Below are 14,009 nucleotides of genomic sequence, written 5' to 3' on the forward strand. Positions count from 1 at the left end.
GGTTGTGGCTACTCTCCCCACCCGGATCCCGGCCATCCACAGCCCACCCGATCCACCTGTGGATAACTCACCCCCCGGCGCTTGCCCACAGGAGTTATCCACAGGATGGGGCGAGTTATCCCCAGGGGAAATCCGCTACCGGTGGACGGGCCCCCGCCCGGTAGGCTTGGCCCCGTGATTGACCTTCGCCTGCTCCGTGAGGACCCTGACCGAGTGCGCGCCTCGCAGCGCGTCCGTGGCGAGGACGTCGACCTGGTCGACGCCCTCCTCTCCGCCGACGAACGGCGGCGGTCCTCGGGCAGTCGCTTCGACGAGCTCCGCAACGAGCAGAAGACGCTCGGCAAGCAGGTCGCCAAGGCCCAGGGCGAGGAGAAGACCGCCCTGCTGCAGCGCACCAAGGCGCTCGCCGAGGAGGTCAAGGCCGCCGACGCCGAACAGGGCGTGGCCAAGGAGGAGGCCGAGCGCCTGCTCCGCTCGCTGGCGAACCTCATCGACCCGGCCGCCCCGGTCGGCGGCGAGGAGGACTTCGTCACGCTGGAGGAGATCGGCACTCCGCGCGACTTCGCCGCCGAGGGCTTCGAGCCCCGTGACCACGTCGAGCTGGGGCAGATCCTCGGCGCGATCGACACCGAGCGCGGCGCCAAGGTCGCCGGCGCTCGGTCCTACTACCTGACCGGTGTCGGCGCGCTGCTGGAGCTCGCCCTGGTCAACATGGCGATCACCCAGGCCACCGCGGCCGGCTTCACCCCGATGATCACCCCGGCCCTGGTCCGCCCGGCCGCCATGGACGGCACCGGCTTCCTCGGCCAGGCCGCCGAGAACGTGTACTTCCTCGAAGAGGAGGAGCGCTACCTCGTCGGCACCAGCGAGGTCCCGCTCGCGGCGTACCACATGGACGAGATCATCGACGCGGACAAGCTGCCGCTGCGCTACGCCGGCTACTCGTCCTGCTTCCGCCGCGAGGCCGGCACCTACGGCAAGGACACCCGCGGCATCATCCGCGTCCACCAGTTCGAGAAGGTGGAGATGTTCGTCTTCACCACGCCCGAGGACGCCGAGCAGGAGCACCGCCGGCTGCTGCAGTGGGAGAAGGACTTCCTGAACGCCCTGGAGCTGCCCTACCGGGTGATCGACGTCGCCTCCGGCGACCTCGGCTCCTCGGCCGCGCGCAAGTTCGACATCGAGGCGTGGATCCCGACCCAGGGCAAGTACCGCGAGGTCACCTCGACCTCCAACACGACCGAGTACCAGTCGCGCCGGCTCTCCATCCGGATGCGCGAGGAGGGCAAGGTCCGCCCGCTGGCCACGCTGAACGGCACCCTGGTCGCCGTCCCGCGCACCATCGTGGCGATCCTGGAGAACCACCAGCAGGCCGACGGCTCGGTGGTGGTCCCGGAGGCGCTGCGGCCGTTCCTCGGCGGGCGTTCCGTCCTGCCCCCGGTCAAGTAACGCCCACCGCACCACCGCCCGAATGCAACTCCCGGGAGACGCACGGCCCATGAGCAGTACCAGCCCCAGCCCCGTCTCCCCCGGCGCCGGTGGCGACCTGCCCTTCCGGCTGGTCGCCACCGACCTCGACGGCACCCTGCTCACCAGCGAGGAGACCGTCTCCGCGCGCACCCGCACCGCGCTGGCCGCCGCCACCGGCGCCGGAGCGGTGCACATCGTCGTCACCGGCCGCTCGGCCGCCTGGGCCCGGCCGGTCTTCGACGAGATCGGCTACCGGGGCATAGCGGTCTGCGGCCAGGGCGCGCAGGTCTACGACGCGGGGGCGCACAAGCTGCTCACCTCGCTCACCCTGGACCGCAGGCTGGCCGCGCTGGCGATCGCCAAGATAGAGGCGGAGACCGGCCCGCTGGCCGTCGCCGCCAACCAGGACGGCCTGGAGGGCGACGTCCTGGCCGGTCCCGGCTACGAACTCCTGATCGGCTCCGACCTGCCGGTGGTCCGGGTCGACAAGGGCGAGCTGCTCGCCGCCCCGCTCAGCAAGCTCTACATCCAGTGCCGCGGGCTCACCGACGACGCGCTCGCCGAGACCGCCCGCCGGGTCGCCGGCGACCTGGTCGGCGTGGTGATGTCCGGCGCCGGCATCGTCGAACTGCTCCCGCTGGGCCTCTCCAAGGCCACCGGCCTGGCCGTCGCCGCCCGCCGCCTGGGCCTGCGGGCCGCCGACACCATCGCCTTCGGCGACATGCCCAATGACGTGCCGATGTTCGGCTGGGCCGCGCACGGCGTCGCGATGGCCAACGCGCACCCGGAGCTGCTGGCGGTCGCCGACGAGGTCACCGTCGGCAACGACGAGGACGGCGTCGCCGTCGTCCTGGAGCGGCTCTACCCGCGGCACTGAGCACCGGCCGGGCCGCCCGACGGCACCCGGATGCTGACCGTGAAAGAAAGAGTTTGTATGCTCCGCTGAAGCTCCGCGTCTCCCGGTGCGGTGCTCCTGTGCGGTTGTCCCGGCCCACCCGGGCCGTGCCCGCCGGACACGTACAGGATTGCTGCTTCCGCCGCTGAGAGGTACGCGCATGTCAGGCCAGTGGGACGAGAGCACGTCGGGGGCGGAAGGCCGGCGGCGCGCCGCGAACGGCCCCCGCGGCACCGGCGCCGCACGCGCGGCCGGCACCCCGCGGCCCGGCGGTTCACGCGGCGGCGCCGGCACCGACGGACCGGCGGACGACGCCCGGGTGCCCGCGCCCCGGCCCGGCGGCCGGGCGGAGGCCCGGCGGGCCGCCCAGGGCAAGGGCGGCGGCCGCGGCAAGGGCGACGGCGGGCGGTCCGAGGACGGGAAGGCCGACGGCACCGCGACGGGCGGCCGCGCGGCCGCGCGCAACAGCCGCAAGCCGAAACGGAACACCAAGAAGATCGTGGCCTGGTCGGTGGCCGGCGTCCTGGTGGCGCTGGCGGGCACCGGCGGCGCGATCTACTACAAGCTGAACGGCAACATCAAGTCCTTCGACGCGGACGCGATCGCCACCGACCGCCCGCCCGAGGCGGTCGCCGACGCCAACGGCAACAAGCCCGTCAACATCCTGCTGATCGGCTCCGACTCGCGGGCCGGCAAGAACAGCGACCTCGGCGGCGGCAACGAGGACGGTGCCCGCTCGGACACCACGATCCTGTTGCACGTCTACGCGGACCACAAGCACGCGGTGGGCATCTCGATCCCGCGCGACGCGCTGGTGACCATCCCGGCCTGCAAGCTGCCGAACGGCAAGTGGACCAAGGAGTCGCCGGGGCAGATGTTCAACTCGGCGTTCTCGGTGGGCAACAGCGAGGCCGGCAACCCGGCCTGCACCCAGAACACCGTGGAGAAGCTCACCGGCATCCGGGTCGACCACACCATCGAGGTGAACTTCGAGGGCTTCGCGGCGATGACCGAGGCCGTCGGCGGCGTCGACGTCTGCCTGCCGAACGACATCTACGAGGGGCACCTCAACCCCAACCTGGGCAAGAAGGGCAAGGTCGTCCTGCCCAAGGGTAAGCAGAAGCTCTCCGGCCAGAAGGCGCTGGACTACGTCCGGCTGCGGCACGGCATCGGCGACGAGTCCGACGTCGGCCGGATGAAGCGCCAGCAGGCCTTCCTTTCCTCGCTGATGGCCAAGGTCAAGGGCGAGGGCCTGAACCCGACCACGCTGCTGCCGCTGGCCGACGCGGCCACCAAGTCGATGACGGTCGACCCCGGGCTGGACTCGGCCAAGAAGCTGATGGACTTCGCGCTGTCGATGAAGAACATCGACCTGCACGACGTCAAGTTCCTGACCACGCCGTGGCGCTACAACGGCCCCCGGATCGACCTGGTCCACCCGGCCGTCGACAACCTCTGGAAGACCCTCCAGGCCGACCGCACCATCGACGGCGAGGACGCCACCGGCAAGCAGGAGGACGCGCCGCAGACCCCGGCCCCCGCCGAGACCACGCCGGCCGCGCCCTCGCCGACCGCCGTGGACGGCCCGCCGGTGAAGGTCGCGGTCTACAACGGCACCACCGTCACCGGGCTGGCCGCCAAGGCGGCCGAGACGCTCAAGACCAACAAGGTCACCGTCACCGGCACCACCACCGCCAAGAACACCAACAAGGCGACCACCACGGTGGAGTACGGCGCCGGGCAGAAGGCCAACGCGGAGCGGATCGCGGCGATGTTCCCGGGCGCCCAGCTGACGCCCACCTCGGCGGCCGGCATCAGCCTCGTCCTCGGCAAGGACTACGCCGCGGCCAACCCGGCCGCGACCGGCGCCACGCCCAACGTGCCGGCCCCGCTGCCCACCGAGGTGGTCAACGAGGCCCGCTCGGCCGACGACGACATCTGCAGCAACGTCTCCTACGGCTAGCCGCCGCGGACCCGCCGCCGGCCCCCGGACGCCCCGGGGCCGGCGGCGCGGCCGTCAGAGCGCGGCCCGGATCCAGCCGTCGACCAGCGCGGTGAGGTCCTGGTCGGCCTGGCCGTGCTCGACCACGTGGGTGCGGATGACGTCGCCGCCGCCGTGGCCGAAGAGGCCGCCGCGCTTGTCCGCCTCCAGCACCACCTCGACCCGCTGCGCGGTGGTGACGAAGCTGACCTCCAGCGAGTTGCAGACGTGCGCGTACTGCGGCGCGGCGGAGAACTCGATCTCCTGGTAGAACGGCAGCGTCTGGCCGGTGCCCCGGATGTGGCCGGCCTCCAGGTCGGCCGAGCGGAACCGGAAGCCGAGCTGCAGCAGCGAGTCCAGGATCCGGCGCTGCACCGCCAGCGGCTCGATCTCCAGCGGGTCGGAGTCGCCCTTGTCGAGCGCGCCCGCGATGTCGACCTCCGTCCGCACGCCGAGCTGCATGCCGTGCAGGTGCTGCCCGGCGACGACGGTGACCGGGGCCTCGAACGGCACCTGGACGGCGAACGGGATCGACCGGTTCTCGCCGGGCGCCAGCACCAGCGGCGCGGTGACGGAGAACCGCGCGAACGGGTAGAGGCCGGTGCTCTCCCCCTCCTCGTGCTCGATCTCCACCCGGGCGACCAGGGTCAGCGTGATCCCCCGGATGTCCGCCTCGACCGTCCCGCCGGTCAGCTCGACCGTTCCGTGCAGGGTGCCGCCGGGCTGCACGACCGGCGTGGTCAGGACGGTGTCGACGCCGGGACCGCCGACGCCCAGGGCACCGAGCAGCTTCTTGAACACCATGGGGGCGCTCTCCTCGAAATAGGGGTGGACCGAAGTCGTCGGGAGGAACGCCAGGACGACCCGGACGGTTCCCCCGCGCAGGTGCGAGCCAGTTGTAGGATGACCGGGCAAGCGGTTGTAGGATGACCGATGACCGCAGATCGACGCGCAGAGGGGAGCTCCGCCATGACCGCATCCGGCCACAGCGAGGACACCTTGCAGGCCGCCGGCCGGCGCTCCCTGGTGGACACCGCCATCGACCAGCTGCGCGAGCAGCTCGCCGCCGGCAGCTGGCCGGTCGGCTCGCGGATCCCCACCGAGCACGAGCTGGCCGAGCGGCTGCAGGTCGGCCGGAACACCGTGCGGGAGGCCATCCGGGTGCTGGTGCACGCCGGGATGCTGGCCACCCGGCAGGGTGAGGGCACCTTCGTGCGCAGCACCAGCGACCCGGCCTCCGTCCTGCGGGGCGTGCAGCGCTCCGGCGTGCGGGACGTCCTGGAGGTCCGGGCGGCGCTGGAGGCCGAGGGCGCCCGGCTGGCGGCGCTGCGGCACACGCCCGAGGACATCGTCCGGATGCGGGCCGCGCTGGCCCGCGAGGCGGAGGTGATCGCGGCGCACCCGGAGCGGACCGGCCGCGAGGCGACCGTCGAGCACGACCTGGAGTTCCACACCGCCGTGGTCGAGGCCGCGCACAACCCCGCGCTGACCGAGGTGTACCGCTACTTCGGCGCCTCGGTGCGGGAGTCGATGCGGACGGCCTTCGGGGACCACGAGATGCCCGAGGTGGTCGTGGCCACCCACGCGGCGCTGGTGGACGCGATCGAGAGCGGTGACCCGGACCGCGCCGAGGCCGCGTGTCGGACGCTGCTCGCCGAGCCGACCGCGGCCGTCGAGCAGCTCCTCGCCGCCATCGCGGCCCGGAAGTAGGCGGCACCCGCCGCCGCCCTCCCGCGTCCGTCCCCCGTTTTCACGAAAGAGCAGCACGTCCCATGGCCGTCACCCGTGCCCAGCAGCCGGTCCTCGTTCCCGCCCCGCTCCCCGTCCGCACCCGGCTGGCCCACCCCGCCCTGCTGCTGACCGGCATCGTGCTGGTCGCCCTCAACATGCGGGCCTGCCTGGCGGCGATCTCGCCGATGGTCGGCGAGATCCAGCACACCTTCGGGCTCTCCGCGACGGCGAGCGGTCTGATCACCACCGTCCCGGTGCTCTTCCAGGGCGCCGGCGCCCCGCTCACCCCCCGGCTGACCAGGCGGTTCGGCACCGAGCGGGTGGTGCTGGGCGCGGTGCTGGTGCTCGGCGCGGGCGTGCTGCTGCGGGTGCTGCCCTCGGTGGCCGCGCTGTACGCCGGCTGCGTGGTGATCGGGGTCGCGATCGCGGTGCTGAACGTCTCGATGCCGGGCCTGGTCAAGCGCGAGTTCCCGGGCCGGGCGGCGACCATGACCGGCGTCTACTCGACCACCATGCTGGTCGGCGCCACCCTCGCGGCGGGCACCTCGGTGCCCCTGGAGCACGCCCTCGGCGGCGGCTGGCGGGCCTCGCTCGGCGCCTGGTCGCTGCTGGCCCTGATCGCCGCCGTCGCCTGGCTGCCGCAGGTGCTGCGCTCGCGCCAGGAGAAGGCGGCGGTGGCGGCGGCCCCCGCCGGCCGGCCGATCGAGGGGGTCTGGCGCTCGCCGCTGGCGTGGCAGATCAGCCTCTTCATGGGCATCTCGTCGCTGCTGGTCTACACCCTGGTGGCCTGGATGCCGACCATCCTGGCCGACCACGGGATGGACCGGAGCGAGGCCGGTCTGGTCTTCGCCTTCTCCAACCTGGTCCAGGTGGCCGGGGCCTTCCTGGTGCCGCTGATGGCCGGCCGGATGACCCGGCAGCGGACGCTGGCCGTGGTGATGGCCGTGCTGAACGCGGTCGGCATCACGATCCTGCTGGTCTCGCCGGTGCCCGGGGCCTGGGTGTCGGCCACCATCCTGGGCATCGCCCAGGGCGGCTCGCTCGGCCTCGCCCTCGCCTTCATCGTGCTGCGCACCGACAGCGCGGCCGGCGCCGCCCAGCTGGGCGGCATGTCGCAGGCGGTCGGCTACCTGGTGGCCGCGGCCGGACCGGTCGGCGCCGGGGCCCTGCACCAGCTGACCGGCGGCTGGAACGTCCCGCTGCTGCTGATGCTGGTGCTGGCGGCGGTCGCCGCCGTGGCCGGCTGGGGCGCGGGCCGCGACCGGACGCTCTGAGGCCCGGTGCCGGCCGCGGGCCCGCCCCGCGGCCGGCCGGGCCCGCTACTCCTCGGCGGCCAGGGTCAGACCGGCCAGCTTCACCGAGGCGAGCAGCGTCGCCGCCACGGTGAGGACCAGCAGCAGCGGGACGGCCACCCCGAGCGCGACGTCCGCGGTGATCGCGCCCTCGCCGGCCACCGCCTCGGCCACCGACAGCCCCCACTGCTGGACGCTGAGCGTCTTGGCGCCCTTCACGAAGTTGCCGATCAGGGACTCCCAGATCAGCGCGTAGACCAGCCCGGCCACCACGGCGTGCCGGGTGACGACGCCGAGCAGCAGGAACAGCGCGCTGTACGCGGCACCGGCCACCAGCGCGGCGACGGTGTAACCGAGCGCCAGGCCGTCCTCGGTGCCGTACAGCAGCAGGCCGGCCAGCAGGATCGGGACCGCCGAGAACACCCAGGTGGTGCCGACCGCCACCGCCAGCTTGGTGGTGATGATCTTCCAGCGGGGCAGCGGCTTGGCCAGCAGGTAGACGATCGAGCCATCATCAATCTCGGTGGCGATGGCGCCGGTGCCGACGACCAGGCCGAGGATCGGCAGCAGCGTGCCGAGGCCCAGCTGCCCGAGGATCTTGACGGTCAGGTCGTGCTTGTCCCCGCTGGAGCCGCTGGCGATCGCCGAGACGAGCAGCAGCAGGGCGGGGACCACCAGCAGCAGGATGCCGCGGCGGCGGCCCAGCAGGCCGCGCAGCGTCAGCCTGGCGACGGTCGGGTTCATGGTTGGTCGGCCTTCCTGGGGTCCGGTTCCGGGGGTGGGGCTACGCGGAGACGAGGTAGGAGAAGACGCTCTCCAGCGACTCGTCGGCCGGGGCGACGGTGTACAGCCGGACGCCGGCCTGCTGGGCGACCTTGGGCAGCAGGGTGGTGAAGCCCTGGAAGTTGACCGCCTGGATCCTCAGCCCGCCCGCCTCGCCCGCCGCCGCCCTGGTGTCCGGGCCCGGCACGTCCAGCTCGATGCCGGCCGTCGACGGGTCCGCGATCAGCGCGGCGGCCAGCCGGCGGTCGTCGCTGGAGCGGACCAGGTAGCGGTGCGGCCGGTCGGTCATCAGCCGGCGGATCCGGCGGAAGTCCCCGGAGGCGGCGTGCCGGCCGGCCACCACGACCTCGATGTGCCGGGCCAGCTGCTCGACCTCCTCCAGGATGTGCGAGGAGAAGAGCACCGTGCGGCCGTCGGCGCCGAACCGGCGCAGCAGCTCCATCAGCTGCAGCCGCTGGCGCGGGTCCATGCCGTTGAACGGCTCGTCGAGCAGCAGCACGGCGGGGTCGTGGACCAGCGCCGAGGCCATCTTGACGCGCTGCTTCATGCCCTTGGAGTACGTCCCGGTCTTCCGGTCCTGGGCGTACTCCATCTCCACCAGGGACAGCGCCCGCCGGGCCGCCGCGGCCGGGTCGGCGAGGCCGTGCAGCTCGGCGTTGGCCAGCACGAACTCCCAACCGGTCAGGTAGTCGTACATCGACTCCCGCTCGGGGACCAGCCCGATCTGCCGGTACACCTGCTGGTTGCGCCAGATCGGCGCGCCGTCCAGGGTGACCGCTCCGGTGGAGGGGGCGAGGAAGCCGCTCATCATGTGGATGAGGGTCGACTTGCCCGCGCCGTTGGGCCCCAGCAGGCCGGTGACGCCGGGACCGATCGCCATGCTGACGTCGTTGACGGCGACCACGTTGCCGAACCAGCGGGAGACCTTGTCGATGGTGATGGTGGCCATGACGCCCTCTCAGATCCTGCGTTGTCAGATGTTGCGGTAGCGGCGCAGCAGCAGCGCGTACGAGCCGGCCACCATCGCGGCGGCGGTGGCGGCGAAGACCACCACGCCGAGGGCGCCGGGCGCGTGCAGCCGGTCCGGCCCGCTGCCGAGGTCGAAGAGCTGGTTCACCAGGCTCTCCACCAGCTCGTTCGGCGCGAGCAGGGCCGTCCACTGCGCGGAGTCCGGCAGGCCGGCCCGGCCTTCCGAGCTGATGCCGCTGACGACGCCGACCACGGCGGTGCTGATCGCCAGGTAGCCCATGATCGCGGCCACCCCGAAGCCGCGGCGCGGCGTGGTGGCGGCGATCACCAGCGCGACCGAGGTGGGCACCAGGGCGTACAGCACGGCGGTGACCAGGCCGTAGAGGACGTGCGCGGTGTTGTGCCCGAAGTCCAGCCCGCCGAGCAGCGCGCCGACGTAGAGCACCAGCAGCGGGGCCGTCATCAGCAGCAGCTGGGCGCAGGCCATCGCGGCGTACTTGGCCCGGACGTAGTCGGCCCGGGTGATCGGGCGGGAGAAGTACAGCGGGACGGTGTGGTGGCGGAGGTCCCGGGAGAGCAGCACGGGCGTCTGCGAGGCCAGGAAGATCGAGACCAGCAGGCCCACGATCCCCAGGTACTCCGGGTAGTCGACCGGCAGTTCGTCCTCGCGCTGGACGAGGGCGATCGCCACCATGATCGCGGCCGGCGCGGTGACCAGACCGAGCAGCAGCATCGGCAGCACCTTGGACCGGCCCGAGCGCCCGAGGCCGTACGCGGCGCGCAGGCTCTGGGTGAACAGCGAACGGGTGGCGTAGGCCCGGCCGAGCCGGGGGCCGGCGTAGCCGCGGTACCCGATGTCGTGGATGACGCCGGTGTCGAGCGACCTGGCCTCAGAGGGCAGTGCCATCTGCGGGACCTCCCTTGCTCTGCTGACCGCTGGTCTCCGTGAACAGCTCGGCGACCCGGTGGCGGCGCTGCTCCAGCCGGACCAGCCCGAGGCCGAGGTCCGCGACCGCGTCGCGGATGGTGTCGTAGGTGTCGTCGCCGGCCAGGCGCACCAGCAGGAGCCGCGCGCCCTCCGGCTCGACCGCGAGCCCGGCGGCGGTCAGCCGCTCGCGCACGGCGGCGCTCGCGTCGCGGGTGTGGTCGTCGGGGAAGTCCGTCACCTCGACCGCGAGGGTCGCCGTCACTCCGGTGAACGACGCGGTCGACGAGGAGCGCAGCAGCTTGCCCCCGTCGATGATGACCAGGTGGTCGCAGGTCCGCTCCAGCTCGCCGAGCAGGTGGGTGGTGACCAGCACCGAGATGCCGAAGTCGGTGTGCACCCGGCGGATCAGCGCCAGCATGTCGTCCCGGCCGACCGGGTCCAGCCCGTTGGTGGGCTCGTCCAGCAGCACCAGCTTCGGGTCGTGGACCAGCGCCTGGGCCAGCTTGACCCGCTGCTTCATGCCCGTCGAGTACCCGCCCATCGGCCGGTACCGCTCCTCGTACAGCCCGACGTGCCGCAGCGTGTCGGCCGTCCGCTCGCGGGCCGCGGCGGCCGGGAGCCCGGCCATCCGCGCCATGTGCACCACGAACTCCGTCGCCGAGACGTCCGGCGGCAGGCAGTCGTGCTCGGGCATGTAGCCGACCTGCTCACGGATCTGCCAGCCCTGGGTGGCGATGTCGAGGCCGAGGACCCGCCCCGTACCGGAGGTCGCCGGGGCCAGCCCGAGCAGGATCTTGATGAGTGTGGACTTGCCCGCGCCATTCGCCCCCACCAGGCCGACCACCCCGGGCTCCACCTCTACGGTGAGCTGATCGAGGGCGGTGACCCGGGGGAACCTCTTGGTGAGGCCGTCCGTCTTGATGACAGTGGACACGTCCCTCACCGTAGTGCGGCCGGACCGTCCGGGCCATGAGCTCGAATGACGACGCCCCGTGCTGCTGCGGTATGACATCCGCCCGATGATCCCCTAGGGGTTCCGGCCCGCCACCGCCCTTGTATTCTTTGCGAATTCCTAACACGGGGGCCGCCGGGGAGAGTGCCCGGCAGGGAGGGACGAGAGCACCATGTCGGATCGCGCGACCGCATTTGACCGGATGATGAACCCCTGGGCGTACGACGCCGACGGGAACCTGACCACCGCGGCCAGGCAGCAGGAGGGTGCCCGCACCCGGATCAACTCGGCGAACGCCCCCGGCGACGGCGGCACCGTCGGGGTCGACCCCGCGGCGCTGGACTCCGCCGCCAACTCGTCGGACCAGATCCACGGCCGGCTCAACGGGGACGGCCGGGCCGCCGACGACGAGACCACCCAGGTGGCCACCTCGCTGGCCAACTGGAGCACCGGCAAGGCGGCCGCGCAGACCGCCGCCACCTGGGACCAGCAGATCGCCGCCCTGAACAGCACCATCGGCGAGCTCACCCAGGCCCTGCGGGACAGCGCCACGAACTACCGGAACAACGAAACCGCCGTCAAGCACGACATGAAGGGCTGAGGGGGCGGACGACATGGTCGACTTCCACGAACTGAGCACCGCCAAGCTGGACGTCCTCGGCACCGCCGCCACCGCCTGGGAGGACGTCGCCAAGAAGCTGAAGGCGATGGACGAGGACTGGGACAACACGGTCATCGCCAAGGTCAACTCCGCCAACTGGAGCGGCCCCACCGCCGACCAGGCCCGGCCCAAGCTCCAGCGGGCCAACGAGCAGCTGACCGCCGCCGTCACCGAGGCCACCGCGATCGGCTCGATCCTCAAGGACGCCGGGAACGACTTCCAGGCGGCCAAGGCCAAGCTGGACAAGGCCGTCGCGGACGCCCGCGGCGCCGGGCTGACCGTCACCGACGACGGCACCGTGAGCTGGCCGCCGGCCGACAACGCCACCCGGCACGACCCGGACGCCAGCCGCGCCTACAACGACGAGAACCGCACCAAGGCCGAAGCGGCCCGCAAGGCGATCGACGCGGCCGTCCAGGAGGCCACCGCCGCCGACGAGCGCGCCGCCTGGGCGCTGCGCTCGGACGCCTCCGCCGACGAGGTGAAGTCCTTCAACGCCAAGGCCGTCGGCGGCGGACCGGAGGCGGACGGCATCCGGGCCGCCCAGCTCGCCGGCAAGGGCGGGAAGATCTCGGACACCGAACTCACCGAGCTCAACTCGCTGCTGGCCGCCAACGCGAACGACCCGAAGTTCTCCACCCGCTTCTACCAGGACCTCGGCCCGAAGGGGACGCTGCAGGCCTGGAACAGCATGGTCGGCGACGAGCAGCAGTTCAACGGCGCCAGCGACGCCCGGTGGAAGCAGTACCAGGAGCTGCAGAAGAACCTCGGCCTCAACCTGGCCACCGCCACCCGCACCACCAACGAGCCCCACCTGTCCGACCAGTGGGCCGCCGACCTGCGCAAGGCCGGCTCCGAGACGATGTGGGACAAGCCGTACCGCCAGAGCGGCCTGGACTACTCGCCCTACGGCTACCAGGTGCTCTCCGGCATCCTGCGGACCGGCGACTACGACCCGCACTTCCTCAACCCGATCGCCGAGCACATCACCCAGCTGGACACCGACGACAAGTACTGGCCGGCCCCGGTGATGGGCCCGCGCAGCGACCGGCGCGGCTACAACCTCCTCGGCCAGGAGGGCGGTTCGGGCTGGGAGCCGACCACCGCCGTACTGGAGGCGCTCGGCCACAGCCCGGAGGCGGCCACCAAGTTCTTCCACGACCAGCCGACCGCGTACAACACCGACGGCTCGGTCAACCCGAACGGCAAGGTCAAGCCCTCGGACTACCTGACGTACTTCACGCACGACAAGGAGTACACGCCGGACACCGTCTCGCAGAAGAACGAACTGCGTCAGCAGGGCATGCGCAGCGGTCCGGACGCCCTCGGCCACGCCCTGGAGGCGGCCACCACCGGCCGGCCGTACGACGACCACTCGGGGGTCGCGCCCAAGCACACCGCCGACCAGGCCGAGGTCATGAACCGGGTCGTGCAGACCTTCGGCACCCACGGCAACGGCGGCGTGCTCGACGACCTCAAGGGCGAGGACGCCAAGTTCGCGCCGCTGCGGGACAGCCTCGGGCACATGACCGCCGACTACATGGGCGACACCCAGCGCGCGCTCTCCCCGCACAAGGACGACCTGCCGGTCAACGGCGCCCCGGCCGGGCTCAAGGAGGCGCCGGTCCGCGGCCTGCTCGACGCGCTCGGCCGCGACCCGGACGCGTACGGCGCCGTGGTCAACGCCAACCAGGCGTACTCGACCGCGGTGGTGCGCGGCCACATCGACAGCGGGCAGACCGACTTCGCCCGGCTGGAGTCGGAGATCGACTCCACCTCCCGGGCCGGCGGCGTCATCAGCGGCATCCTCAACGAGGCCCGGATCGACGAGGTCCACCAGGAGCACGCGTCCTCCGACAAGGAGTACAACGAGGCCCTGGAGAAGAACGCCGGGTACGCGCAGACGGCGTTCAGCACCACCATCGGCCTGGCCACCGAGCGGGTCCCGCTGGCGGGCGAGGCGGCCGACTTCCTCGTCGAGCAGATCACCGACAGCGTGGTGAAGGCCAACGAGCGCGACACCACCGAGGACGGCAACCAGGAGGGGCGCGACTTCGTCGCCGAGGGGCGCGAGGGCGCGGCGGTCGGGGCGAAGCAGGCCGTCATCGACGCCGCCAACGGCACCAAGCTCAGCCCGGAGGACATCCAGCGGCTGGCCGACAGCGCCGGGGACCGGGCCCTCGACGGCTACACCGACGGCTCCTCCGGCAGCCAGAGCTCCGGCGGCTGAGGGCCACCCCGCGCCGCGGCGGTCGCCGCCGCGGCGCGGGGCGACCCGGGGGGGGGGGGGGGGCGGGGTGGAGGCCGGCCCACGCCGGGCGGTGCGGGCTGCGGCGGTCGGGGCGGG

The 14,009-nt window shown here is 72.5% G+C and carries 12 protein-coding genes; 7 read left to right on the plus strand and 5 right to left on the minus strand.

Annotation, left to right across the window (positions count from 1 at the left end; translation table 11 throughout):
- Positions 1-174 precede the first annotated feature (174 nt).
- From serS to ABZ495_RS27330, 3 genes are all read left to right on the plus strand, one after another.
- Complete coding sequence (gene serS / locus ABZ495_RS27320; protein ID WP_329488940.1) at positions 175-1,449, plus strand: serine--tRNA ligase; 1,275 nt, start codon at positions 175-177, stop codon at positions 1,447-1,449.
- Between the two features lie 49 nt (positions 1,450-1,498).
- Positions 1,499-2,347 (plus strand): HAD family hydrolase, encoded by an 849-nt coding sequence (locus tag ABZ495_RS27325; protein WP_329488939.1) that lies wholly within the window; start codon positions 1,499-1,501, stop codon positions 2,345-2,347.
- Positions 2,348-2,525: 178 nt separating this feature from the next.
- A complete protein-coding gene (locus ABZ495_RS27330; protein WP_359808252.1) occupies positions 2,526-4,328 on the plus strand; it encodes an LCP family protein in 1,803 nt (600 codons plus the stop codon).
- A 54-nt stretch (positions 4,329-4,382) separates the two neighbouring features.
- Here the strand turns inward: ABZ495_RS27330 and ABZ495_RS27335 are convergent, their stop codons facing one another.
- Positions 4,383-5,150, minus strand: a complete 768-nt coding sequence (locus tag ABZ495_RS27335; RefSeq protein WP_329488937.1) for a sporulation protein — start codon at positions 5,148-5,150, stop codon at positions 4,383-4,385.
- Positions 5,151-5,315: 165 nt separating this feature from the next.
- On the opposite strand from ABZ495_RS27335, the gene ABZ495_RS27340 reads away from it, so the two are divergent.
- Positions 5,316-6,056 (plus strand): FadR/GntR family transcriptional regulator, encoded by a 741-nt coding sequence (locus ABZ495_RS27340; RefSeq protein ID WP_359838580.1) that lies wholly within the window; start codon positions 5,316-5,318, stop codon positions 6,054-6,056.
- Positions 6,057-6,118: 62 nt separating this feature from the next.
- Positions 6,119-7,351 (plus strand): MFS transporter, encoded by a 1,233-nt coding sequence (locus ABZ495_RS27345; protein ID WP_329488935.1) that lies wholly within the window; start codon positions 6,119-6,121, stop codon positions 7,349-7,351.
- Positions 7,352-7,396: 45 nt separating this feature from the next.
- On the opposite strand, the gene ABZ495_RS27350 is transcribed toward ABZ495_RS27345, so the two are convergent.
- Genes ABZ495_RS27350 through ABZ495_RS27365 form a run of 4 tightly spaced genes read right to left on the minus strand, consistent with a single transcriptional unit; the run spans position 7,397 to position 10,983 of the window.
- Positions 7,397-8,113 (minus strand): ABC transporter permease subunit, encoded by a 717-nt coding sequence (locus tag ABZ495_RS27350; RefSeq protein WP_329488934.1) that lies wholly within the window; start codon positions 8,111-8,113, stop codon positions 7,397-7,399.
- A gap of 40 nt (positions 8,114-8,153) precedes the next feature.
- Positions 8,154-9,101: an ABC transporter ATP-binding protein gene (locus ABZ495_RS27355; RefSeq protein ID WP_329488933.1), complete on the minus strand. Its 948-nt coding sequence runs from the start codon at positions 9,099-9,101 to the stop codon at positions 8,154-8,156.
- Positions 9,102-9,125: 24 nt separating this feature from the next.
- Positions 9,126-10,028: an ABC-2 transporter permease gene (locus tag ABZ495_RS27360; RefSeq protein WP_359838582.1), complete on the minus strand. Its 903-nt coding sequence runs from the start codon at positions 10,026-10,028 to the stop codon at positions 9,126-9,128.
- The gene (locus ABZ495_RS27365; RefSeq protein WP_329488931.1) at positions 10,012-10,983 is read right to left on the minus strand and encodes an ABC transporter ATP-binding protein; all 972 of its coding nucleotides are present in this window, start codon (positions 10,981-10,983) and stop codon (positions 10,012-10,014) included. Before ABZ495_RS27365 ends, ABZ495_RS27360 begins: the two co-directional genes overlap by 17 nt.
- A 190-nt stretch (positions 10,984-11,173) precedes the next feature.
- Here ABZ495_RS27365 and ABZ495_RS27370 point away from each other — a divergent pair, with 190 nt between their 5' ends.
- Positions 11,174-11,602 (plus strand): hypothetical protein, encoded by a 429-nt coding sequence (locus ABZ495_RS27370; protein WP_352297741.1) that lies wholly within the window; start codon positions 11,174-11,176, stop codon positions 11,600-11,602.
- A gap of 13 nt (positions 11,603-11,615) precedes the next feature.
- The gene (locus ABZ495_RS27375) at positions 11,616-13,892 is read left to right on the plus strand and encodes a hypothetical protein (RefSeq protein ID WP_329488928.1); all 2,277 of its coding nucleotides are present in this window, start codon (positions 11,616-11,618) and stop codon (positions 13,890-13,892) included.
- The last annotated feature ends 117 nt before the right edge of the window (positions 13,893-14,009 follow it).

Origin of the sequence: Kitasatospora sp. NPDC005748, from assembly GCF_040630735.1 — a bacterium.
In the GTDB taxonomy this organism is placed as follows: domain Bacteria; phylum Actinomycetota; class Actinomycetes; order Streptomycetales; family Streptomycetaceae; genus Kitasatospora.

Bases quoted from the DNA above. Each gene is read 5' to 3' on its own strand.
- ABZ495_RS27325 (WP_329488939.1), top strand. From the start codon at position 1,499: ATGAGCAGTACCAGCCCCAGCCCCGTCTCCCCCGGCGCCGGTGGCGAC.
- ABZ495_RS27330 (WP_359808252.1), top strand. From the start codon at position 2,526: ATGTCAGGCCAGTGGGACGAGAGCACGTCGGGGGCGGAAGGCCGGCGG.
- ABZ495_RS27335 (WP_329488937.1), bottom strand. From the start codon at position 5,150: ATGGTGTTCAAGAAGCTGCTCGGTGCCCTGGGCGTCGGCGGTCCCGGC.
- ABZ495_RS27340 (WP_359838580.1), top strand. From the start codon at position 5,316: ATGACCGCATCCGGCCACAGCGAGGACACCTTGCAGGCCGCCGGCCGG.
- ABZ495_RS27345 (WP_329488935.1), top strand. From the start codon at position 6,119: ATGGCCGTCACCCGTGCCCAGCAGCCGGTCCTCGTTCCCGCCCCGCTC.
- ABZ495_RS27350 (WP_329488934.1), bottom strand. From the start codon at position 8,113: ATGAACCCGACCGTCGCCAGGCTGACGCTGCGCGGCCTGCTGGGCCGC.
- ABZ495_RS27355 (WP_329488933.1), bottom strand. From the start codon at position 9,101: ATGGCCACCATCACCATCGACAAGGTCTCCCGCTGGTTCGGCAACGTG.
- ABZ495_RS27360 (WP_359838582.1), bottom strand. From the start codon at position 10,028: ATGGCACTGCCCTCTGAGGCCAGGTCGCTCGACACCGGCGTCATCCAC.
- ABZ495_RS27370 (WP_352297741.1), top strand. From the start codon at position 11,174: ATGTCGGATCGCGCGACCGCATTTGACCGGATGATGAACCCCTGGGCG.
- ABZ495_RS27375 (WP_329488928.1), top strand. From the start codon at position 11,616: ATGGTCGACTTCCACGAACTGAGCACCGCCAAGCTGGACGTCCTCGGC.